The sequence below is a fragment of the Pseudomonas sivasensis genome (assembly GCF_013778505.1).
In the GTDB taxonomy this organism is placed as follows: Bacteria; Pseudomonadota; Gammaproteobacteria; order Pseudomonadales; family Pseudomonadaceae; genus Aquipseudomonas; species Aquipseudomonas sivasensis.
The window spans coordinates 82,302-104,489 of the sequence record NZ_JAAOWU010000010.1; the positions used below are offsets into that span (position 1 = coordinate 82,302).

The following is a 22,188-nucleotide window of genomic DNA, read 5'->3' on the forward strand; positions in this document are numbered from 1 at the left end:
TCATTGTACACACCGACACAGACGCTCACAAATTTAGCGACGAAATGTCGCAAATCTATGTCGCATTTATGAAAGGTTTAAAGCGATATGCTGTGCTAGTCAAAACTTTTTTAATTCTGACCGCTACGACTCAAAAGCTACTGTGACGCAGACACCACAAAGCGCGCGGCTTCTGGGAAGCTGCACGCACTTGAGGATTTTTTTGAGGTGCCGGGAGGGCGGCTTGGGTAAAGCCGCCGGATCTTCAGCGAGTTGCTGCCAGTTCTTGTTGAACGCTGGCAACAGTGCGAGGCCAAGGTTTACCAGCCTGAACCTTCGCTGGCAAGGATTTGATCGCAGAATCAGCTGCTGCACGGCTGGAGAAGTTGCCGTAGGTGATCACGTAAAGAGGCTTGCCGTTGAGCACTTTCTTGAAATAACGGTACTCGCCGCCCTGCTCTTTCACGAAGGCCTGAGCGTTGGCTTCGGAGCTGGTGCCGAGGATCTGCACCACGAAGTTACCGGTCGGCTGGCTGGCGTACCAGCTGCTGCCGGCGGCGCCTGCTTTGGCGACAGTGGCAGGTTTTTCCGCAGGCTTGGTCACCGGCGCGGGTTTGGCTGCTGGAGCAGGCGCTACGGGCTTGGTGACAGGTGCAGGCTTGGCAGTCGCGATAGTTGGCGCTGGCGTCGGCACTGCGGCTGGCTTGGCGGCCGGCTGACCCGCTGGCACACCCGCAGGTGGCGCGGTGGTAGTCACGGTCGGCGGTGTAGCGCTGGAGCCCTCTACGGGCACGCCGTCGTCGCCTTCGGAGATGCCACCGGCTTCTTCGGCGAGTGGGCCGCGCATCACAGGCTGACCAACCATTGGCAGGTTGGTCGGTTGGCCGGAATTGGCGAACTCGACATTCGGCGTGGGTTTACCCAGTGGCAACTGCGCCTGTTCGGTTGGCGCGCTGGCGGTGGTCGGCGCCTTGTTGCGACCCGGGATCAACCAGGCGGCGGCAACAGCGACCACGACAACGGCAGAAATCGCCAGTACGTGCTTCTTAGGCATAGTGAACCCCATCTTTGGACGCTTGACCGCAGAGCGGCTGGCAATCATGGCTTCGATCATTGCATCGCGGGCAACCTGGTTGATGGTGCCAGGCCAGCCGTCGGAGCTTTCGTGAATATCAGAGATCTGATTTGCCGTGAAAAGTTCGATACCGGCCCCGGCGCCTTCGAGGCGTTGAGCCAGGTATTCACGGGTTTCTTCCTCTTCGTACGGCTGCAGTTCGATGACGTGGAACAGCTCCTGATCACCACTGATCTGCTCCAGATCGGCGATCAGCGACGACTCACCGAACAGGAACACATGGGGACGACCTTCCGGCGTACCCGCCGCCAGCGCCAACAGCGCTTCCAGTGCGGATTCGTCGAGCTGCTCGGCGTCATCCACCAGCAGGTAGACTTCCTGGCCGGTCAGGCCAAGTTGCACGATTTGTTTGAGAATCGCGCTCGGCTCAGCAGTGGATACGTCCAGGGCCTGGGCAACCTGGCGCAGCACGCCGGCCGCATCACCGGCACCACGGGCAGACACCACCACGCTCTGTACCGATTGTTTGTTGGTGCTGGCAACCAGGGCCTGGCGCAGCAAGGTCTTGCCGCTGCCCAACGGACCGGTCACGACCAGCAGTAGCTGGCTGTAGCGCGCCAAGTGGTGCAGCTGCCCGAGCACCGGCTTGCGCTGGGCCGGGAAAAATTTGAAACCAGGCACCCGTGGAGCAAAAGGGTCGTGGCTTAACTGGTAATGGCCGAGGAACGCCTCGTCGGCATGCAAACTAGTCATCGGGATCTTATTAACCTTTAAGCTGGGCCAGGGCGCGGTAATCCGCTCCCAGCGTGGCCTGTAAAATCTCTTTCGGATAATCGTCGGTCACTAACGCTTCGCCCATGCGGCGCAGCAGCACCAGTCGTAGTCGACCGTCGATCACTTTCTTATCTATCGCCATGTGTTCGAGAAAGTCGGCCTCGGTCATCTCCTCAGGCGGAATGACCGGCAAACCGGCGCGCTGGAACAGGCGGATACCGCGATCACGCTCCTGGGCGCTGATCCAACCCAGGCGTTGCGACATCTCAAGTGCCATCACCGTGCCAGCCGCTACAGCCTCCCCGTGCAACCACACACCATAGCCCATGTGCGTTTCGATCGCATGGCCGAAGGTGTGGCCGAGGTTCAAAGTGGCCCGTACACCGGATTCCCGTTCGTCGGCATTCACCACCAGCGCCTTCGCGGCACAGGAGCGGGAAATCGCTTCGGTGAGCGCCACCTGGTCGAGGCCGCGCAAGGCGTCCACGTGTTCTTCCAGCCAGGTCAGGAACGGCTCGTCGCAAATCAGCCCGTACTTGATGACTTCCGCCAGGCCCGCCGACAGCTCGCGTGGTGGCAGGGTGTTGAGGGTCGCGGTATCGATCAGCACGGCTTGGGGCTGATAAAACGCGCCTACCATGTTTTTGCCAAGCGGATGGTTGATACCTGTCTTGCCGCCCACCGACGAATCGACCTGGGACAGCAGGGTGGTCGGCACCTGAATAAAGTCCACGCCACGCTGGTAGCAGGCCGCCGCAAAGCCGGCCATGTCGCCGATCACACCGCCGCCCAAGGCAATCACGGTGGTGCGACGGTCATGGCGCGCGGTCAGCAGGCCATCAAAGATCAGTTGCAGGGTTTCCCAGTTCTTGTGGGCTTCGCCGTCGGGCAAAATCACGGAAATCACTGAGTACGCCGCCAGGCTGCGGCTCAGACGCTCAAGATACAGCGGCGCGACCGTTTCGTTGGAGATGATCGCCACTTGCCGCCCGGCAATATGCGGTGCGAGCAACTCGGGCTGGTCCAACAGACCTTCGCCAATATGGATCGGGTAGCTGCGCTCGCCTAGATCGACCTTAAGTGTCTGCATGTGTCCCCGCGTTGAAGATGTGTTGACGACCGGCAACGTCGAGACCCGACGTCGCCTGATGGCTCTACGCCACACCCTGCAGGGTGATAGCGCGCCGCCGAGAATAGCGCATTTCGGGCCTGGCTTTAACGGGGTGGCAGCCGTTGCAGGCGCTCAAGAATGTCGAGGACCACCATGCGAGGCGGCCGCTCATCGGTTTCCACCACCAGATCGGCGATTTCCCGATACAGCGGATCGCGCAGCGTGAGTAGGTCCCGCAAGGTTTTTTCCGGGTTGGCCGTGCGCAGCAACGGGCGATTACGATCACGGGCGGTGCGGCCTACCTGCTGCTCGACCGACGCATGCAAATAGACCACCCGACCACCGGCATGCAGCGCCCGACGATTTTCATCGCGCATCACCGCGCCACCGCCGGTGGCCAATACCACGCCGTCGCAGCCGCACAGCTCGGCGATCATCGCCTGCTCGCGGTCACGAAAGCCCAGCTCGCCTTCTTTATCGAAGATCCATGGGATATTGGCACCCGTGCGCAATTCAATTTCCTTGTCGGAATCTTTGAATGGCAGGCGCAGCTCTTTGGCCAGCAAACGGCCGATGGTGCTTTTTCCAGCCCCCATCGGTCCTACAAGAATCAAATTTCGCACAGAATCAACGACTCACAGCAATCGCCTGGTTATTCATAATACGCGGAGTCAGGAATACCAGCAGCTCGGATTTTTTATCCGCCACCACATCGCGCCGGAAAAGGCGGCCAAGATACGGCACATCGCCCAAAAATGGCACTTTATCTACCACTTTGCTTTGGGTATTGGAGAAAACACCGCCAATGACGATCGTCTCTCCATCCTTGACCAACACCTTGGCGTTGACCTCGTTTTTCTTGATCGGCGGTACGTCGTTGAGTTTATTGAGGTAGTCGGGCTCATCCTTGGTGACTTTGACCACCATGATCACATGGTCATCGGGGGTGATTTGCGGGGTAACCTCCAATGAAAGGGAGGCCTCCTTGAACGACACCGACGTCGCACCTTGGGAGGTGGATTCCTGGTAGGGAATTTCCGTGCCCTTCAGAATGCGCGCGGTTTCCTTGTCGGAGGTGACCACCTTGGGCTGTGAGACGATTTCTCCATTGCCGGTTTTCTCCATGGCGGTCAGTTCCAGGTCGAGCAGCAGGTTGTCGGTGATATACGCAATGCCCAGGCCGGAGCTACCAGTAAGCGAACCCAGATCTACGAACGGCGAGCTGGGTGCATTTTCAGGAGTTTGGGCACCGTCCGACTGAGGCTTCTGAATACCTCCGGCGGCCCAATTCCCTCGATTGAGGCGACCTCCCCAGCGCGCGCCCAGGCTTTTGTCGTAGTCGACGTTGGCCTCGACAATCCGCGCCTCGATCATCACCTGGCGCACCGGGATATCCAACTGCGCCACGATCCGGCGCAGCTCTTCCAAACGCTCGCCGGTCTGGTAGGCAATGATGTTGTTGGTGCGGTCATCTACGGCCACCGAACCGCGCTCATCCGTCGTGCCTTCAAAGCCGTTCACCGACTGGAACAGCTTGGCCAGGTCCGCCGCCTTAGCGTAGTTGACCTGCAATAGTTCACGCCGCAGGGGCGCCAGGTCGGCCATCTGCTTGCGCGATTCCAGCGTGAGCAATTCACGAGCGGCCAACTCCTCGGCGGGCGCCACCAGTAGCACTCCGGCCTTTATCCGTTTATCCAAACCTTTAGTTTGCAGCACAAGATCCAGCGCTTGATCCCAGGGCACATGCTTGAGGCGTAGGGTGATGGAGCCCTGCACATCGTCGCTGACCACCAAGTTGAGGCCGGCCACATCGGCGATTTGCTGCAATACGGCGCGCAGACCAATATCCTGGAAGTTGAGGCTCAGCTTTTCACCTGTATAGGCGCCCGACACCGCATTCCCGGGAGGCGGTAGCTGGATAAGATCCACACGATTGGGCACAGCAACAGCCATCGGTGCCGTGAACGCTATCCATAGCGCCACACCGAAGGACGAGAAAGTCCTTTTCATTGTTTGATTCCGTTATGAGTGGAGGTTTAATACGAGGGTTCGCGGGCGCTCCAGCCATGCGCCCTGTTCATCGGGAAACAACTCGACCAGCTCGATATGGCCGTCATGAATCGCTGTGATTCGACCATGATCCGGCCCGAGGTAATCGCCGACCGCCAGGCGATGCAACGTAGAGGCCTGGCGCAGCAGGACGAAAGTCTGCGCCCCGCGGGACAACGTGCCGACCATGTCGAACTGATCCACAGAGAGACCTTCCAAGGCTCCACGCGAACGAGCCAGGTCTGGGGCAACAGCCGCCCGTCCACGCGAGTGATCGACGTGCAAGGCAAGGAGCTGGAACGGATCACGTAGACCGGAGGCGTCGTAGACAAAGGGTTGTTCTTGCAGGGCTGGCGCGCCCCGTTTAACGCTTTTCTGGCTACGCCAATAGCTCTTGGCCAGCAGATCAAGCCGCAGTAGCTTGCCATCACTTCGGAGAGCAACGTCATGCACCGTAGCGATGCGCGAGAGGCCACCTAGGGCACTCAGAAACGTCGCCAGGTCGTGATAGGCTCCGGTGACGCCGACCTGGACAGGCTGTTCGTTATAGAGCGGCCGAGACAGCTCATCCAACGGCGTGACGCTCTCTATCACCAACCCATTAGCCAGTGCTAACCGAGCGATGTCCTCCAGCAAGCCGGGCACCTCGGACTCACCAGGCAATTGCTGAAGAAGCCCGCTGACCTTTTCCTGCATCAGTTGGAACTGGCGAGCCTGGTCTTCAAGATCCGCGGCCACGTCAGTTTTTTCCGCGCGTTGCTGCTGCAGGGCAACACCTTGAACCTCGACCTGTCGCAATCGCTCCCGTGATGAGCTCAGGTATAGAAGGTCACCCACCACCAGCACTATGCCGGCCAGCGCACAGCCCAGCAGGACTTTGCCAGGTAAGGGCCATTTTGCAGCGTTGTGAGTCAGCGCGGAAAATTCGAGCCTGGGCAGGCTCATGGCTGGGCCTCGGAGGATTCTCCCTGGCGTACCATCAACTGGAATTCGTTGGTGCCGCGAGCGCCGTCGGCTCGCACATGTTGCAGGCGCGTAGAGTGTGCACCTTCGGAGGCTTCCAGGCGGCGCATCAACTGGGCAATGTCCTGGCTGGATTCAGCGCTGCCACTGATACTCACCGTATCGCCTTTGGCGACGACCTCATGCAAATGCACGCCATCAGGGACCGCACGGGCCAACTGATCGAGCAGTTGTGCGCCGGCGGAGCGATTATCGTGCAAGTCTTGTACGACCTTCATGCGTTCCGCCAGTTGCTGGCTTTGCACCTGAAGGTCATCAATGGTCTTGATACGCGAGTCCAGCACGGCGACGTCCTTGCTCGCATGATTATTGCGCGTCACCTGCCGGTCGATCGCCTGGTCGATCACCTGATCCGCCAGCCACACCGCCGCAAGCGCCACGCAGGCAAACGCCGCCAGCAGCATCAGGAAATATTTACGCCGCCGTTCCGCCAGCGCCTGGCGCCAAGGCAAAAAATTGATTCGTGTCATCCAGCGAAACTCCTCAGGGCCAACCCGCAAGCGACTCCCATCCCAGGGGCATCGACGACCCACTGTGTACCATCAACTCGATGGCCAAGTGTGAAGCTGGCGAAATCCTGACTGCAAGCGTGCGCCAATGCAAACTCTTCGATGTCCACGACACTGGTCGCCAACCCAGCCAGCGCCAAAACGGCTTCACGGGCCTCGACGTGCTCCTTGAGACAGGCTGCCAGCAATACCTCGACCCGCGCTGCCCCCTGCGCCGAAATGCCCTGAACCTGAAAATCCAGTGCCACTTCATCCAGCGGATAAGGAATGTATTGATCTGCTTCCATCTGAATCCTCCAGGCCATTTCGTCATCACTCAGCCCTGCAGGCATTTCAATTACCCGAGTAATCACCGAAGGCCCCGCAACGGCAACAGCCGCCCGCTTGGCCGACGTGCCAAGCCGAGACAGTGCGATGTAAAGCGCCTGCCCAATACCTTCCAGGTCCAGCAGGGTGCCATCGACTACCGAATGGGCAGACAGCGCCTGTGTGGCGTAGCTTTGCACGGTGTAACCGCTGGCTGAACGACTGATTTCAACCAGCTTGATCCCCGCTTCATTGATGTCGACGCCCAGGACGGTGTCGTCTTTTCGCCTGAAAAATCCCTTTTCCATAAAACTCCCCAAAACTTTCCCTGTCATAACGCCTGATTGCGGCTGGGCGCCGCGCATTCGGTCGGCATGTTGAAGTGGCGCGAATGACGCCCCAACCCGAAAAATGCTTTAATGCCCAGCGTTTTTTCCCGCTTTTTCTCTGCTGCCCGGGTCGATCCATCGTTTGCCATGCATGCCCCGACGCCTAACTCATTCTTTTCTCTGGAAATCCAAAAGCCTTGATTCGTCTGCTGAAGTTTTTCGGGTACTCCATTGTCGCGATCGTCTGCGGGCTACTGCTCGTACTCAGCGGGGCCTACCTCTACCTTAGTCCGGGTTTACCCTCCGTAGAGGCACTCAGAAGTATCCAGTTGCAGATTCCTTTGCGGGTCTACAGCAGCGATGAAAAACTGATCGCGGAGTTCGGCGAAATGCGCCGCACACCGATCCGTTTTGCCGACATTCCGCCCAATTTCATCAGCGCCCTGCTGTCAGCCGAAGATGATAATTTTGCCAACCACTATGGCGTCGACCCCAGCAGCCTGGTTCGCGCCGCCACACAATTGGTAAAAAGCGGACACATTCAATCCGGCGGCAGCACCATCACCATGCAGGTGGCGAAGAACTTCTTCCTCACAAGCGAACGCAGCTTTTCGCGTAAAGCCACCGAGATCCTGCTGGCATTGCAGATCGAGCGTCAGCTGACCAAGGACGAGATCCTTGAGCTTTACGTTAACAAGATCTACTTGGGCAACCGCGCCTACGGCATCGAAGCCGCGTCCCAGGTGTACTACGGCAAGTCCATTCGCGACGCCAGCCTGGCGCAGATGGCGATGATTGCCGGCCTTCCAAAGGCGCCTTCGCGCTTCAACCCACTGGCCAACCCGGCGCGCAGTAAAGAGCGCCGCGACTGGATCCTTGGGCGCATGTACAAACTGGGCAAGATCGACCAAGCCGCTTATGAAAGCGCGATAGCCGAACCACTGAACGCCAGCTATCACGTACCGACACCGGAAGTGAACGCACCCTATATCGCTGAAATGGCACGTGCGGAGATGGTCGGCCGTTATGGCAGCGAGGCCTACACTGAAGGCTTCCGCGTGACGACGACGGTTCCGAGCAACTTGCAGGACATCGCCAATGACGCAGTGCATTCCGGCCTGATCACTTACGACCAGCGCCACGGCTACCGAGGCCCTGAATCGCGCTTGCCGGGCAAAACCCTGAGCGCCTGGACGACCGAGCTGGGTAAACAGCGCGCGATCAGCGGGCTGGAGCCGGCCATCGTCACCCAGGTGAAGAAAGATGGCCTGCAGGTACTGACACGCACCGGCGAAGCCCACGTAGCCTGGGACAGCATGAAGTGGGCACGCCCGTTCCTGAACACCAATAGCATGGGCCCGATGCCCAAGCAGCCGTCAGACGTCGCGCAAGTGGGCGACCTGATCCGCGTGCTACGTCAGAAAGACGACAGTCTTAAATTCAGCCAAGTACCGCTGGCCCAAGGTGCGCTGGTCTCGTTGGACCCGCAGAACGGTGCAATCCGCGCCCTGGTGGGTGGCTTCGCCTTTGAGCAGAGCAACTACAACCGTGCCACCCAGGCCAAGCGCCAGCCGGGATCAAGCTTCAAGCCGTTTATCTATAGTGCCGCACTGGATAACGGCTACACCGCCGCCAGTCTGGTCAACGATGCACCGATCGTGTTTGTCGACGAGTACCTGGACAAGGTCTGGCGCCCGAAAAACGACACCAACACGTTCCTTGGCCCTATCCGTATCCGCGAGGCGTTGTACAAGTCGCGCAACCTGGTGTCGATCCGCTTGCTGCAGGCGATGGGCGTCGGCAAGACCATCGATTACATGACGCGTTTTGGCTTCAGCAAGTCAGACCTGCCTCCTAACCTGTCCCTGGCGCTCGGCACGGCAACCCTCACGCCGATGGAAATTGCCACCGGCTGGAGCACGTTTGCCAACGGCGGCTACAAAATCGCGCCGTACCTGATCGACAAGATCGAAAGCCGCAATGGCGACACCCTGTTCACCGCCAACCCACCGCGCGTGCCGGGTGATGTGGTCAACGGCGTGGCGGCCACTGACGGGTTGGCAGCGCCGAGCAACGGCGGTATTACCATCGAGCCGACACCAGGCGCCTCGCCAGCCGTAAACACCGCTGCAACCGAACCACAGGCACCTGCCGTGGCCGAGCGCATCGTGGATGGCCGCACGACGTATATCCTCAACAGCATCCTCGAAGACGTGATCAAGAAAGGCACCGGACGCCGCGCACTGGCCTTGGGCCGTGCGGACATCGCGGGCAAGACCGGTACCACCAACGAATCCAAGGACGCCTGGTTCTCCGGCTATAACGCCGACTACGTGACTACCGTGTGGACCGGCTATGACCAGCCCGAAAGCCTCGGTCGTCGAGAGTTCGGTGGCACCGTCGCACTGCCGATCTGGATGAGCTACATGGGCGCAGCCTTGAAAGACAAACCGCTGCATACCCAGCCGGAGCCGGAAGGCATCCTTAGCCTGCGGATCGACCCGGTGAGTGGCCGTGCGGCATCGCCAAGCACGCCGAATGCGTACTTCGAACTGTTCAAGAGCGAAGACACGCCGCCGTCGGTCAATGAACTGGGTAACGGCGTTGCACCGGGCAGCCCGCTGCCGGCAGATGAGGCGGCGCCGATCGACCTGTTCTAACGGAGTCTGTGTTTGAACACAGATCCAATGTGGGAGGGGGCTTGCCCCCGATACCAGTGGAGCAGCCAACTCATCAAGTGGCTGACACTCCGCCATCGGGAGCAAGCCCCCTCCCACCTTTGGTTCTGCGCAGGCCGTGTTTTTTTATAGCCACACAGCAAAAAGCCCCGACTCGCGAGAGCCGGGGCTTTTTGTTGGTGCGCTACAACGGCTTAGCCGTTGAACACATCATCCACGCTTTGCAGCGGGTAGTTCTTCGGATACGGCAGGGTGGCCACACCGGTCTCGATGGCGGCTTTGGCCACGGCATCGGAGATCAGGGTGATCAGGCGCTTATCCATTGGTTTCGGAATGATGTACTCACGACCGAATTCCAGCTTGGCACCACCGTAGGCATCGCACACGTCCTGAGGCACCGGCAGCTTGGCCAGTTCACGCAGGGCATTGGCGGCAGCTACTTTCATCTCTTCGTTGATGCGCTTGGCGCGAACGTCCAGGGCACCACGGAAGATGAACGGGAAGCCCAGAACGTTGTTGACCTGGTTCGGGTAGTCCGAACGACCGGTGGCCATGATCACGTCGTTACGAGTGGCGTGAGCCAGTTCCGGCGAGATCTCTGGGTCCGGGTTGGAGCAGGCGAATACGATCGGGTTGGCCGCCATGGACTTCAGACCTTCGGCGCTCAGCAGGTTCGGGCCGGACAGGCCGACGAACACGTCTGCACCGTCAAGGGCGTCAGCCAGGGTGCGCTTGGAGGACGGGTGGGCAAACATCGCCTTGTACTGGTTCAGATCGGTACGCTCGGACTGGATCACGCCCTTGCTGTCGACCATGTAGATGTTTTCCAGCTTGGCGCCCATGCTCACGATCAGCTTCATGCAGGAGATGGCCGCAGCACCGGCGCCCAGGCAGACGATTTTGGCATCGGACAGGGTTTTACCAGCGATTTCCAGGGCGTTGATCATGCCGGCCGCGGTAACGATCGCGGTGCCGTGCTGGTCATCGTGGAATACCGGAATGTCGCACTGTTCGATCAGGGCCTTTTCGATCTCGAAGCACTCAGGTGCCTTGATGTCTTCCAGGTTGATGCCACCGAAGGTGATGGAGATACGCTTGACGGTGTCGATGAAGGCCTGCGGGCTCTCGGAATCGACTTCGATGTCGAAAACGTCGATGCCGGCGAAGCGCTTGAACAGCACGCCTTTACCTTCCATGACTGGCTTGGAAGCCAATGGGCCGAGGTTGCCCAGGCCAAGAATCGCGGTGCCATCGGAAATCACTGCAACCAGGTTGCCCTTGCCTGTGTACTTGTACGCCAGCTCGGGATCACGAGCGATTTCACGTACGGGCTCAGCCACGCCGGGGCTGTAGGCCAACGACAGATCGCGGGCAGTGGCAGTGGCTTTGGTGAGCTCTACACTCAGCTTTCCTGGACGAGGATGGGCATGATATTCGAGAGCGGCAGTTTTCAAATCAGACATATCGGCATTCCGCTTTTACTGTTGGTCGACGGACCGCCGAGGATACTCGTGTCGTAAAGCCCCTACAAGACTGGGCAGTCACAGGTGTCAAGGCCCCGAAACGACGTACTTTAGTCTAAAGCCACGGTATACAAGGGCTAGACTGTTCACAATCGACATAAAAAATGTCTACAATTTTTTATTAAAACGTCAATTTAATCATGCTGGCGTCGGTCAGCGGCAACAGCCAACGCGCATGATCGTGTTTCAGGCCGCCGCGCTTGGAGCGATCCTGCACCCAACCCCGAGCCTCGACTACCTTGCCTTGCAGACCATTAAGCAGACCGACATCGAATGTGTGGGCCAGATCGGGTGCAATGCGTAATACCAGTGAACGCTCCAATTCTATCCAGATGCCACCTCGATTGCGTTCGATCTTGCTTACGCGGCCGCTGACCAAGGCAAAGCCGGATTGCTTGAGCTGCGCCACGGGCTGTATTGGCGATTGCCGCCAGAGGCCCAGACTTGCCTGACGGGCGCGGTTTTCAGCAGCTTGCTGGCAGGCGACGAGATCCACATTGGGCGCGACGCCCACCTGGAATCCAAGGCCCTCAGCCAGCAATTGCGCCTCCAGGTTCTCGCCATTGCCACCGTAAAGGTGGGCCAGGGTACGACCGTAATGATCTTTAGGCTCGCGCCCCGGCACCAGGCCGACGCGACCGCCGCTGGCCGCCACCAACGCCTGCAAACGCTGGCGAGCAGCGACAGAATAGGGCTCATCGGTTCGGCCCTTTTTGCCGGTCTCCGGCGCATTAAGGCCGATCATCCGCACGCTGCGGCCATCCTTGAGACGTACGGTATCGCCATCAACCACACGCTGCACCTCGACCTGGGACACGGACGTCGGTGCAGGGCAAAACACCTCGGCCTGAACAGCCGACAGCCAAATCCCAGGCACAAAAAAGGCGCCCGCAAGGGACGCCTTTTTCAACAGCTGGCAAAAGCCCATAAGGCCTTTGAGCCTTACTCTGCTGGAGTAGCAGGCTTCTTGCCGAAAGCACCAAAGCGATCTGCGAAGCGCTGTACGCGGCCGCCGGTGTCCAGAGTCTTCTGCTTACCGGTGTAGAACGGGTGGCACTCGTTGCATACGTCAGTACCCAGTGGCTTGCACAGGTTCGAGCGAGTTTCGAACTTGTTGCCGCAGCTGCAGGTTACTTCGATGGTTTCGTACGCTGGATGGATATCGGCTTTCATGGCACTTCCTCGGGCTAGCGTGCCGCCACTCGACACTATTGTCGAATACCGCACGTAATTAGGCCGCGGATTCTACCAGACCTTTTTAAACGCGCAAGCGGCCCTTGCGGCCGATTCCCAACATAAAAGCTCCTTTCATCAGAAAACCATGGCATACCCAAGCCTTGCCCTGTCTGCTAGGCTCCCGCCCTTCCTCATCACCCTCCTTATATGGAACCCCGCGTGCCCGACGCCATTTTGCGCCTAGCCCTGCCCTCGCCGCTGCGCCGCCTGTTCGACTACCGGGCCCCGGCCGGCGTGCTGCGAGCGCAATTGCAGCCAGGCATGCGCGTGCGTGTACCCTTTGGCCGACGGGAAATGATCGGCATTCTGATAGAAGTCGCCGATCACAGCGAAGTCCCGGCCGAAAAGCTCAAACCAGCCCTGGCCATCCTGGACGCCACCGCACCATTGCCGCCCGCGCTGTTCAAGCTGTGCCTATGGACCGCCCAGTATTACCAGCACAGCCTGGGCGACACCTTGAGCTGGGCGCTGCCGGTGCTGTTGCGTCAGGGAGAGTTGGCCGAAGCACGCCAGGAGCGTTTCTGGTCGACGGTGCCCGGTGCCCGTCTCGATGACCCGCGCATCGCCCGTGCCCCGCGCCAGCGTGAAGCCCTGGCAACCCTGGCCCAGCATCCACACGGCGTAGCGCATCAGCTATTGAGCAAGCTGATGCTGAGCAAGGACAGCCTCGACCTGCTGCTAGCCAAAGGCCTGGTGCAGGTGGAAATCCGCAAGCACGCCCCCGACCCGCGCCACGAACATTGGCTGGCCCAGCCGGAATTACCGCTGAACCCCGAGCAACGCGCGGCGTATGAAGCGATTCGCGCAGGTTTCGACAGTTTCCATGCGTTCCTGCTGGCCGGCGTCACCGGCAGCGGCAAGACCGAAGTCTATTTGCAGTTGATCCGTGAAACCCTGCAGGCCGGCAAGCAGGCACTGGTGTTGATCCCTGAGATCAACCTCGGCCCGCAAACCCTGGCGCGTTTCGAACAGCGCTTCAACGCTCGCATCGCGCTGGTGCACTCGGCGGTCAACGACCGTGAACGTCTCGAGTCGTGGCTGGCCGCGCGAGATGGCGAAGCTGACATTATTATCGGCACCCGTTCGGCGCTGTTTACGCCGATGAAAAACCCCGGCCTGATCATCATCGACGAGGAGCACGACGGCTCCTATAAACAGCAGGAAGGTCTGCGTTACCACGCCCGCGACCTCGCACTGGTGCGCGCGCGCCAGGAAGACATTCCGATTGTGCTCGGTTCGGCCACCCCATCCCTGGAAAGCCTGCACAACGCCTACACCGGCCGTTATGGGCTCCTACGCTTGAATGAGCGCGCCGGCGGCGCCAAGCAGCCTCGCTTCATGCGCCTGGACGTCAAAAGCCGTCCGTTGGACAGCGGCATTTCCGGGCCGATGCAGCAAGCCATCGGCCAGACCCTTGCCGCTGGTCAGCAAGTATTGGTGTTTCTCAACCGCCGCGGCTTTGCGCCGACACTGCTGTGCCATGACTGCGGCTGGATGTCTGAGTGCGAGCGCTGCGATGCGCGCATGACCGTGCACCAACGCCACGGCGAGCTGCGCTGCCACCACTGCGGCCATGTGGAACGTGTGCCTCGGCATTGCCCACAGTGCGGCAAGGTGGACCTGCGTCCGGTGGGCGCGGGCACCGAACGTGCCGAAGAGCGCTTGGGCATTCTGTTTCCGGATTACCCGGTACTGCGAGTCGACCGCGATAGCACGTCGCGCAAAGACGCGATGAATCAGCTGTTCGCCACTATTCAGAAAGGCCAGCCGTGCATCTTGGTGGGCACGCAGATGCTCGCCAAAGGGCACCACTTTCCACGGGTGACACTGGTGTCGATCCTGGATGCCGACGGTGGTTTGTTCTCCGGGGACTTCCGCGCCAGCGAGCGCATGGCGCAGTTGATCGTGCAGGTCGCGGGTCGTGCCGGGCGCGCGGAGGAGCCGGGCAAGGTGATTATTCAGACGCACCTCGCTGACCATCCTTTGCTGATCCAACTGACCGAACAAGGCTATTTTGCCTTCGCCGAACAAGCACTGAGCGAACGCCGTTCCGCCGGCCTGCCGCCGTTTGCGCACCTGGCATTGCTGCGAGCAGAAGCGCACAAGCCCGGCCAGGCCGAAGGTTTTCTTGATGAAGCATGCAGCGTCGCCGAAGGTTTACTGGGCGAACTGCGCCTGACCGGCATCGAACTGCTCGGCCCGGTGCCCGCGCCCATGGAGCGCCGCGCCGGACGCTATCGCGCTCAGCTACTCTTGCAGGCAACCTCACGCGCACCGCTGCATCGACTATTAAGTAGCTGGCTGCTTGCCCTGGAGCAAATGCCCAGCGGCCGACAAGTGCGATGGTCGTTGGATGTAGACCCGGTAGATTTGTATTAACCCAGGCCACAGGTCCCACGAAGGTTGGCAAGCCCGCCCTCGCCACGGATAATGCCCAGTTTTTCCACCTGCGCATCGCGCGCCGCCGCTTGCGGTCGAAAGAGAACACCATGAAAGACACCATTCGCCAGCTGATCCAACAAGCCCTCACCCAACTCGTCAACGAAGGTGTGTTGCCTGAAGGCCTGACGCCGGCGATCCAGGTGGAAAACACCCGAGACAAGACCCACGGCGACTTCGCCAGCAACATCGCGATGATGCTGTCCAAGCCGGCTGGCATGAAGCCGCGCGACCTGGCGGAAAAAATCATCGCCGCGCTGCCGGCTGATGAGAGTGTGACCAAGGCCGAAATCGCCGGCCCTGGCTTTATCAACTTCTTCCAAAACACCCAGGCCCTGGCTTCGCGGCTGGATACAGCCCTCGCCGATGCCAAGATCGGCGTACGTAAGGCCGGCCCGGCTCAGCGCGTGGCCATTGACCTGTCGGCACCTAACCTCGCCAAAGAGATGCACGTCGGCCACCTGCGCTCGACCATCATTGGCGATGGCGTGGCGCGGGTGCTGGAGTTCCTGGGCGACACCGTGATCCGCCAGAACCACGTGGGCGACTGGGGCACCCAGTTCGGCATGCTGATGGCTTATCTGCAGGAAAACCCGATCACCAGCAACGAGCTGTCGGACCTGGAGAACTTCTACCGCGCCGCCAAAAAGCGTTTCGATGAATCCGAAGAGTTCGCCGACCGGGCCCGTGGCCTGGTGGTGAAACTGCAGGCCGGCGACAAGGAATGCCTGGATCTGTGGGGCCGCTTCCGTGATATCTCGCTGTCCCACTGCCAGGAAATCTACGAGCTGCTCAACGTCAAGTTGACCATGGCCGACGTGATGGGTGAAAGCGCCTACAACGACGACCTGATCAATGTGGTCAACGACCTCAAGGCCAAGGGCCTGCTGGTCGAGAGCAAAGGCGCGCAGTGCGTGTTCCTCGAAGAATTCAAGACCGCCGACGGCGAGCCGCTGCCGGTGATCATCGTCAAGGCCGATGGTGGCTACCTCTACGCCACCACCGACTTGGCCGCCGTGCGCTACCGCAGCGGCGTGCTCAAGGCGGATCGCGCGCTGTATTTCGTCGACCAGCGCCAAGCCCTGCACTTCCAGCAGGTGTTCGAAGTGGCGCGCCGTGCGGGCTTCATCACCCACCCGATGCACATGGAACACATGGGCTTCGGCACCATGAACGGCGCCGATGGCCGTCCGTTCAAGACCCGCGACGGCGGCACCGTGAAGCTGATCGACCTGCTGAACGAAGCCCAGGAGCGCGCCTACAACCTGGTGAAGGAAAAGAACCCGGAGCTGGCCGAATCCGACCTGCGCAACATCGCCCGCGTAGTGGGGATTGGCGCGGTGAAATACGCCGACCTGTCCAAGCACCGCACCAGCGATTACAGCTTCAACTTCGAACTGATGCTCAACTTCGAAGGCAACACCGCGCCTTACCTGCTGTACGCCTACACCCGCGTGGCCGGTGTGTTCCGCAAGCTGGGCAAGGACTTCAGCGAAGTCGAAGGCCAGATCGTGCTGGACGCGCCTCATGAACAGGAACTGGCCGCCAAACTGGCGCAATTCGGCGAGGTGCTGAACAGTGTCGGCGAGAAAGGCACGCCGCATATCCTCTGCACCTACCTGTATGAAGTCGCCGGATTGTTCTCCAGCTTCTACGAGAACTGCCCGATCCTCACCGCCGACGACGAAGCCCAGAAGCAAAGCCGCCTGCGCCTCGCCGCACTGGCTGGACGGACCCTCAAGCAAGGCCTGGAACTGTTGGGCCTGGAAACTCTGGAGCGTATGTAAGTTGGCTGCCAAGAAAAAACCTGCACCCAAGCGCGGCGCCAGCCGCTACCAGGCCCCGGCGAAGAAGCCGATTCCGGGCTGGTTGTGGATGGCCATCGGCCTCACGGTTGGCGCGTTTATCGTGTTCCTGATGAAGCTGGACCCAGGCCAGGGCGATGACGTCAAACGGGTCAAACAGGAACAGCAGAAAGCCACGAAAATGGCTGAAGCTAACAAGACTGCACCGAGCCCAACGGCACCGGTAAAGCCGAAGTACGACTTCTATACGCTGCTGCCGGAATCGGAAGTGATCGTGCCGCCTGACGCCGTGCCGGAGAAAACCCTGCCGACGCCACAAGTGCCGACCACCCCGGTGACCCCAGCGGAAGCCGCGAAAATCGACACTGCGCGAGCCCAGGCAGCGCTGGCCGGGATTACTCCGCCGCCCGCACCACCGGTTGCGGAGACCAAAGCCGCACCTGTGACCAAGTTCTTCCTGCAAGCGGGCTCGTTCCCGAAACAGGCGGATGCGGATCGTGTGCGTGCGCAGATTATTCTGCTGGGCCAGACGGTGACGGTGGAGTCCGGCACTGTAAAGGACGCGACCTGGTATCGCGTCCTGGTGGGGCCGTTCAGCAACCGCGAACAGCTGACCGTGGCACAGAAACAATTGGCCGGCGCAGGGTTTAGCAACCTGTTGTTACAACAACGCCAGAGCCGCTGATTTCGAAGACACAACAGCATTAATGTGGGAGGGGGCTTGCCCCCGATGGCGGTGTATCAGTCACCAGATTCATTGACTGACACTCCGCCATCGGGGGCAAGCTCCCTCCCACATTTGGTTTTGCAGCGCTCTGAAATGTGTGTCAGACCGATAAACACCACTCGTCCGCCATAACCCCCTACGGTTGAAATCCCCCCCGCCACCCCCATATGAGTTTCCATCAGGGCATTTTCGCCCCGCTGCGTGGAGACTCTCCCCTTGACCACCATCGTTTCAGTACGTCGCCACGGCAAAGTCGTCATGGGCGGCGACGGCCAGGTTTCCCTGGGTAATACCGTGATGAAAGGCAACGCGAAGAAAGTCCGTCGCCTGTACCACGGCCAGGTGCTCGCCGGCTTTGCTGGCGCTACCGCCGACGCTTTTACCCTCTTCGAGCGTTTCGAAGGCCAGCTTGAGAAACATCAGGGCCACCTTGTGCGCGCCGCTGTGGAGCTCGCTAAAGAATGGCGCACCGACCGCTCCCTCAGCCGCCTGGAAGCCATGCTGGCTGTAGCAAACAAAGACGCTTCGCTGATCATCACCGGCAACGGCGATGTGGTTGAACCCGAGCACGGCTTGATCGCCATGGGCTCCGGTGGCGGTTACGCCCAGGCCGCGGCGAGCGCACTGTTGAAGAAAACCGACCTGTCGGCCCGCGAAATCGTCGAAACCGCCCTGGGTATCGCCGGCGACATTTGCGTGTTCACCAACCACAACTTCACCATTGAGGAGCAGGACCTCGCCGAGTAAGCCGTAGGCTTATTCCCGCTTGAGGCCGCCAAAAACTATGTCCATGACTCCCCGCGAAATCGTCCATGAACTCAACCGCCATATCATCGGCCAGGACGATGCCAAGCGCGCCGTTGCCATCGCGCTGCGTAACCGCTGGCGCCGGATGCAACTGCCCGAAGAATTACGCGTTGAAGTAACACCGAAGAACATCCTGATGATCGGCCCGACCGGTGTCGGTAAAACCGAAATCGCCCGGCGCCTGGCCAAGTTGGCCAATGCACCGTTCATCAAGGTCGAAGCGACCAAGTTCACCGAAGTCGGCTATGTGGGCCGTGACGTCGAGTCGATCATCCGTGATCTGGCCGACGCCGCCCTGAAGATGCTGCGCGAACAGGAAGTGACCAAGGTCAGCCACCGCGCCGAAGACGCCGCCGAAGAACGCATCCTCGATGCCCTGTTGCCACCGGCACGCATGGGTTTCAACGAAGACGCAGCGCCGTCGTCCGATTCCAACACACGCCAACTGTTCCGCAAACGCCTGCGTGAAGGCCAGTTGGATGACAAGGAAATCGAGATTGAAGTCGCCGAGGTCTCCGGCGTCGATATTTCCGCACCGCCTGGCATGGAGGAAATGACCAGCCAGTTGCAGAACCTGTTCGCCAACATGGGCAAGGGCAAGAAGAAAAGCCGCAAGCTCAAGGTGAAAGAGGCGCTCAAGCTGGTACGCGACGAAGAAGCCGGGCGCCTGGTGAATGAGGAAGAGCTCAAGGCCAAAGCCCTGGAAGCTGTCGAGCAGCATGGCATCGTGTTTATCGACGAGATCGACAAGGTGGCCAAGCGCGGCAATTCCGGCGGCGTCGATGTGTCCCGCGAAGGCGTACAGCGCGACCTGCTGCCGCTGATCGAAGGCTGCACCGTGAACACCAAGCTGGGCATGGTCAAGACCGACCACATCCTGTTTATCGCTTCCGGTGCGTTCCACCTGAGCAAGCCAAGCGACCTGGTGCCGGAGTTGCAAGGTCGTCTGCCGATTCGCGTAGAGCTGAAGGCACTGACCCCTGGCGACTTCGAACGCATCCTCAGCGAACCGCATGCGTCGCTCACTGAGCAGTATCGCGAGCTGTTGAAAACCGAAGGCCTGGGCATTGAGTTCCTGCCGGACGGTATCAAGCGCTTGGCTGAGATCGCGTGGCAGGTCAACGAGAAGACCGAAAACATCGGCGCGCGTCGCCTGCACACGTTGCTTGAGCGCTTGCTTGAGGAAGTGTCTTTCAGCGCCGGCGACATGGCCGGTGCGCAGAATGGCGAGGCGATCAAGATCGACGCCGAATACGTCAACAGCCACTTGGGCGAATTGGCACAGAACGAAGACTTGTCGCGGTATATTCTGTAAGCCTCACACAGAACTGCTTTGCTTCAAATGTGGGAGGGGGCTTGCCCCCGATAGCGGTGGATCAGTCAGCTTATCTATAGCTGACCCACTGCAATCGGGGGCAAGCCCCCTCCCACATTTTTAAGCCGGTTTATTCAAGAGCACCTCATATGGCCAAGTTTCCTACTGCTGTAAACCTGCACAAAACCTCAAACACCCTCGGCCTCACCTACGGGCCCGACGAGGTATACCAACTTCCAGCCGAACTGCTGCGCACGCACTCGCCTTCCGCCGAGGTCCAGGGCCACGGCAAACCCATCCTGCAATTCGGCAAGCTCAACGTTAAGTTGATCAAAGTAGAACCGGCCGGTCAGTACGCACTGAAATTGACCTTCGACGATGGGCATGACAGCGGACTGTTCACTTGGGACTACCTCTATCAATTGGCCGTGCGTCAGGACGCGTTGTGGACCGATTATCTCGCCGAGCTCAAAGCCGCCGGCAAAACCCGCGACCCGAGTCAGTCGGTCGTGCGGCTGATGCTCTAGTCCAGGCTTCTCGCTCATTAGAGGGCATTTTCTAATTTCATCTGTTTGAATGCCCTGTCGCGTGGTCAACGATTGGCCCGCTTGCGAAAAAAATTAAACTCGGGTAACCAATGGAACTGGCAAGTTCCCTGCATTTGACGATGCGGTATCAACGGTCACCCGAGTCGCAGTACCAGGCTTGTGTTGTGTATCGAAACTTGGTGCACGGCGGTACCCGGTACTCGTCTTTCGGACAATGGAGCGTCGTAGATGAGTAACAAGAACAACGATGACTTGAAACGCCAGGCCTCGGAAAACACCCTGGGGCTCAACCCGATCATCGCGTTACGCAAAAAGGATTTACTGGCCTCGGCCAAGATGGTGCTGACTCAAGCCATCAAGCAACCGTTGCACAGCGTCAAGCACGTCGCCCACTTTGGCGTTGAATTGAAGAATGTGATGTTCGGCAAATCGGAGCTGGTGCCAGAGAGCGACGACCGTCGCTTCCACGACCCGGCCTGGAGCCAGAACCCGCTCTACAAGCGCTACCTGCAAACCTACCTGGCGTGGCGCAAGGAACTGCATGACTGGATTGGCGACAGCAACCTGTCGGACCAGGACATCAGCCGCGGCCACTTCGTAATCAACCTGATGACCGAAGCCATGGCCCCCACCAACAGCGCAGCCAACCCGGCGGCAGTCAAACGCTTCTTTGAAACCGGCGGTAAAAGCCTGCTCGACGGCCTGTCACATTTGGCCAAGGACATGGTGCACAACGGCGGCATGCCGAGCCAGGTCAACATGGGCGCCTTTGAAGTGGGCAAGTCCCTTGGCACCACTGAAGGCGCGGTGGTGTTTCGCAACGACGTGCTGGAGCTGATCCAGTACAAGCCAATCACCGAGCAGGTGCATGAGCGCCCGCTGCTGGTCGTACCGCCGCAGATCAACAAATTCTACGTATTCGACCTGAGCCCGGAAAAGAGCCTGGCGCGCTTCTGCCTGCGCAACGGCCAGCAAACCTTTATCGTCAGTTGGCGAAACCCGACCAAGGCCCAGCGTGAATGGGGCCTGTCGACCTATATCGAGGCGCTCAAGGAAGCGGTCGATGTGGTCACGGCGATCACCGGCAGCAAAGACATCAACATGCTCGGCGCCTGCTCCGGAGGCATTACCTGCACCGCTCTGCTCGGCCACTACGCGGCGCTGGGTGAGAAGAAGGTCAACGCCCTGACCTTGCTGGTGAGTGTGCTGGACACCACCCTGGACACCCAGGTGGCGCTGTTTGTGGATGAGCAGACCCTGGAAGCGGCCAAGCGCCATTCCTACCAGGCCGGCGTGCTGGAAGGCCGCGACATGGCCAAGGTATTCGCCTGGATGCGCCCCAACGACCTGATCTGGAACTACTGGGTCAATAACTACCTGCTGGGCAACGAGCCGCCGGTGTTCGACATCCTGTTCTGGAACAACGACACCACACGTTTGCCGGCCGCCTTCCATGGCGACCTGATCGAACTGTTCAAAAACAACCCGCTGGTACGCGCCAACGCACTGGAAGTGTGCGGCACGCCCATCGACCTCAAGCAGGTCACGGCGGATATTTATTCACTGGCCGGTACCAACGATCACATCACACCCTGGCAGTCTTGCTACAAGTCGGCGCAGTTGTTTGGCGGCAAAGTGGAATTTGTGCTGTCCAGCAGCGGGCATATCCAGAGCATTCTCAACCCACCGGGCAACCCCAAGGCGCGCTACCAGACCAGCGACAGCCTCGCGGGCAAGCCTCTGGAATGGCAGGAGAACGCAACCAAGCACACCGATTCCTGGTGGCTGCACTGGCAGGTATGGCAGGCAGAGCGCGCCGGGAAGCTGAAGAAGGCGCCGACGACATTAGGCAACAAAACCTACGCCGCAGCCGAAGCGGCACCTGGAACCTACGTACATGAGCGTTAGATTGAAATGGGATCAAATGTGGGAGGGGGCTTGCTCCCGATGCAGGC

18 protein-coding genes and 1 pseudogene are annotated in these 22,188 nt (G+C 59.9%); 8 read left to right on the forward strand and 11 right to left on the reverse strand.

The window, feature by feature from the left end:
- Nucleotides 1-244: 244 nt before the first annotated feature.
- The 8 genes and pseudogenes from G9Q84_RS17620 to G9Q84_RS17655 all read right to left on the reverse strand — a co-directional run bounded on the left by G9Q84_RS17620 (nt 245) and on the right by G9Q84_RS17655 (nt 7,304).
- Entirely contained in the window at nt 245-1,807 is a 1,563-nt protein-coding gene (locus G9Q84_RS17620; RefSeq protein WP_095186123.1) for an SPOR domain-containing protein, read from the reverse strand.
- A gap of 10 nt (nt 1,808-1,817) precedes the next feature.
- Nucleotides 1,818-2,918: a 3-dehydroquinate synthase gene (aroB, locus tag G9Q84_RS17625; RefSeq protein WP_122682122.1), complete on the reverse strand. Its 1,101-nt coding sequence runs from the start codon at nt 2,916-2,918 to the stop codon at nt 1,818-1,820.
- Between the two features lie 125 nt (nt 2,919-3,043).
- Nucleotides 3,044-3,562: a shikimate kinase AroK gene (gene aroK / locus G9Q84_RS17630; protein ID WP_010213757.1), complete on the reverse strand. Its 519-nt coding sequence runs from the start codon at nt 3,560-3,562 to the stop codon at nt 3,044-3,046.
- A gap of 4 nt (nt 3,563-3,566) precedes the next feature.
- Nucleotides 3,567-4,823, reverse strand: a pseudogene (locus tag G9Q84_RS17635) (type IV pilus secretin PilQ); the annotation flags it as partial.
- Between the two features lie 138 nt (nt 4,824-4,961).
- Nucleotides 4,962-5,933, reverse strand: coding sequence for a pilus assembly protein PilP (locus G9Q84_RS17640; RefSeq protein WP_181643786.1), 972 nt, complete (start codon nt 5,931-5,933; stop codon nt 4,962-4,964).
- Nucleotides 5,930-6,481, reverse strand: coding sequence for a PilN domain-containing protein (locus G9Q84_RS17645; RefSeq protein WP_095186126.1), 552 nt, complete (start codon nt 6,479-6,481; stop codon nt 5,930-5,932). Before G9Q84_RS17645 ends, G9Q84_RS17640 begins: the two co-directional genes overlap by 4 nt.
- A complete protein-coding gene (gene pilM / locus G9Q84_RS17650; protein ID WP_181643787.1) occupies nt 6,478-7,134 on the reverse strand; it encodes a type IV pilus biogenesis protein PilM in 657 nt (218 codons plus the stop codon). The genes G9Q84_RS17645 and pilM overlap by 4 nt, the downstream gene beginning before the upstream one ends.
- Nucleotides 7,135-7,157: 23 nt before the next feature.
- On the reverse strand, nt 7,158-7,304 hold the full coding sequence (locus G9Q84_RS17655) for a hypothetical protein (RefSeq protein WP_158234805.1): 147 nt from the start codon (nt 7,302-7,304) through the stop codon (nt 7,158-7,160).
- 51 nt (nt 7,305-7,355) lie between these two features.
- Here G9Q84_RS17655 and G9Q84_RS17660 point away from each other — a divergent pair, with 51 nt between their 5' ends.
- Nucleotides 7,356-9,815, forward strand: coding sequence for a penicillin-binding protein 1A (locus tag G9Q84_RS17660; RefSeq protein ID WP_371854028.1), 2,460 nt, complete (start codon nt 7,356-7,358; stop codon nt 9,813-9,815).
- A gap of 212 nt (nt 9,816-10,027) precedes the next feature.
- On the opposite strand, the gene G9Q84_RS17665 is transcribed toward G9Q84_RS17660, so the two are convergent.
- The 3 genes from G9Q84_RS17665 to rpmE form a co-directional block, all read right to left on the reverse strand.
- Entirely contained in the window at nt 10,028-11,296 is a 1,269-nt protein-coding gene (locus G9Q84_RS17665) for a malic enzyme-like NAD(P)-binding protein (RefSeq protein WP_032890259.1), read from the reverse strand.
- Nucleotides 11,297-11,477: 181 nt separating this feature from the next.
- Nucleotides 11,478-12,284: a thermonuclease family protein gene (locus G9Q84_RS17670; RefSeq protein WP_181643788.1), complete on the reverse strand. Its 807-nt coding sequence runs from the start codon at nt 12,282-12,284 to the stop codon at nt 11,478-11,480.
- Between the two features lie 14 nt (nt 12,285-12,298).
- A complete protein-coding gene (rpmE, locus tag G9Q84_RS17675) occupies nt 12,299-12,529 on the reverse strand; it encodes a 50S ribosomal protein L31 (protein WP_049710411.1) in 231 nt (76 codons plus the stop codon).
- A 222-nt stretch (nt 12,530-12,751) separates the two neighbouring features.
- Here rpmE and G9Q84_RS17680 point away from each other — a divergent pair, with 222 nt between their 5' ends.
- The 7 genes from G9Q84_RS17680 (at nt 12,752) to phaC (ending at nt 22,141) form a co-directional block, all read left to right on the forward strand.
- Nucleotides 12,752-14,971, forward strand: a complete 2,220-nt coding sequence (locus tag G9Q84_RS17680; RefSeq protein ID WP_181643789.1) for a primosomal protein N' — start codon at nt 12,752-12,754, stop codon at nt 14,969-14,971.
- A 110-nt stretch (nt 14,972-15,081) separates the two neighbouring features.
- Complete coding sequence (gene argS, locus G9Q84_RS17685; RefSeq protein ID WP_181643790.1) at nt 15,082-16,818, forward strand: arginine--tRNA ligase; 1,737 nt, start codon at nt 15,082-15,084, stop codon at nt 16,816-16,818.
- A gap of 1 nt (nt 16,819) precedes the next feature.
- A complete protein-coding gene (locus G9Q84_RS17690) occupies nt 16,820-17,521 on the forward strand; it encodes an SPOR domain-containing protein (RefSeq protein ID WP_027605014.1) in 702 nt (233 codons plus the stop codon).
- A gap of 258 nt (nt 17,522-17,779) precedes the next feature.
- Nucleotides 17,780-18,310 carry an ATP-dependent protease subunit HslV gene (gene hslV / locus G9Q84_RS17695; protein ID WP_010563201.1) on the forward strand — a complete coding sequence of 177 codons (531 nt, stop codon included), beginning with the start codon at nt 17,780-17,782 and terminating at the stop codon, nt 18,308-18,310.
- Nucleotides 18,311-18,347: 37 nt separating this feature from the next.
- On the forward strand, nt 18,348-19,685 hold the full coding sequence (gene hslU / locus G9Q84_RS17700; protein ID WP_032890250.1) for an ATP-dependent protease ATPase subunit HslU: 1,338 nt from the start codon (nt 18,348-18,350) through the stop codon (nt 19,683-19,685).
- Between the two features lie 149 nt (nt 19,686-19,834).
- The gene (locus G9Q84_RS17705) at nt 19,835-20,212 is read left to right on the forward strand and encodes a gamma-butyrobetaine hydroxylase family protein (protein WP_032890248.1); all 378 of its coding nucleotides are present in this window, start codon (nt 19,835-19,837) and stop codon (nt 20,210-20,212) included.
- A 249-nt stretch (nt 20,213-20,461) separates the two neighbouring features.
- A complete protein-coding gene (gene phaC, locus G9Q84_RS17710) occupies nt 20,462-22,141 on the forward strand; it encodes a class II poly(R)-hydroxyalkanoic acid synthase (protein ID WP_095186132.1) in 1,680 nt (559 codons plus the stop codon).
- Nucleotides 22,142-22,188: the final 47 nt, after the last annotated feature.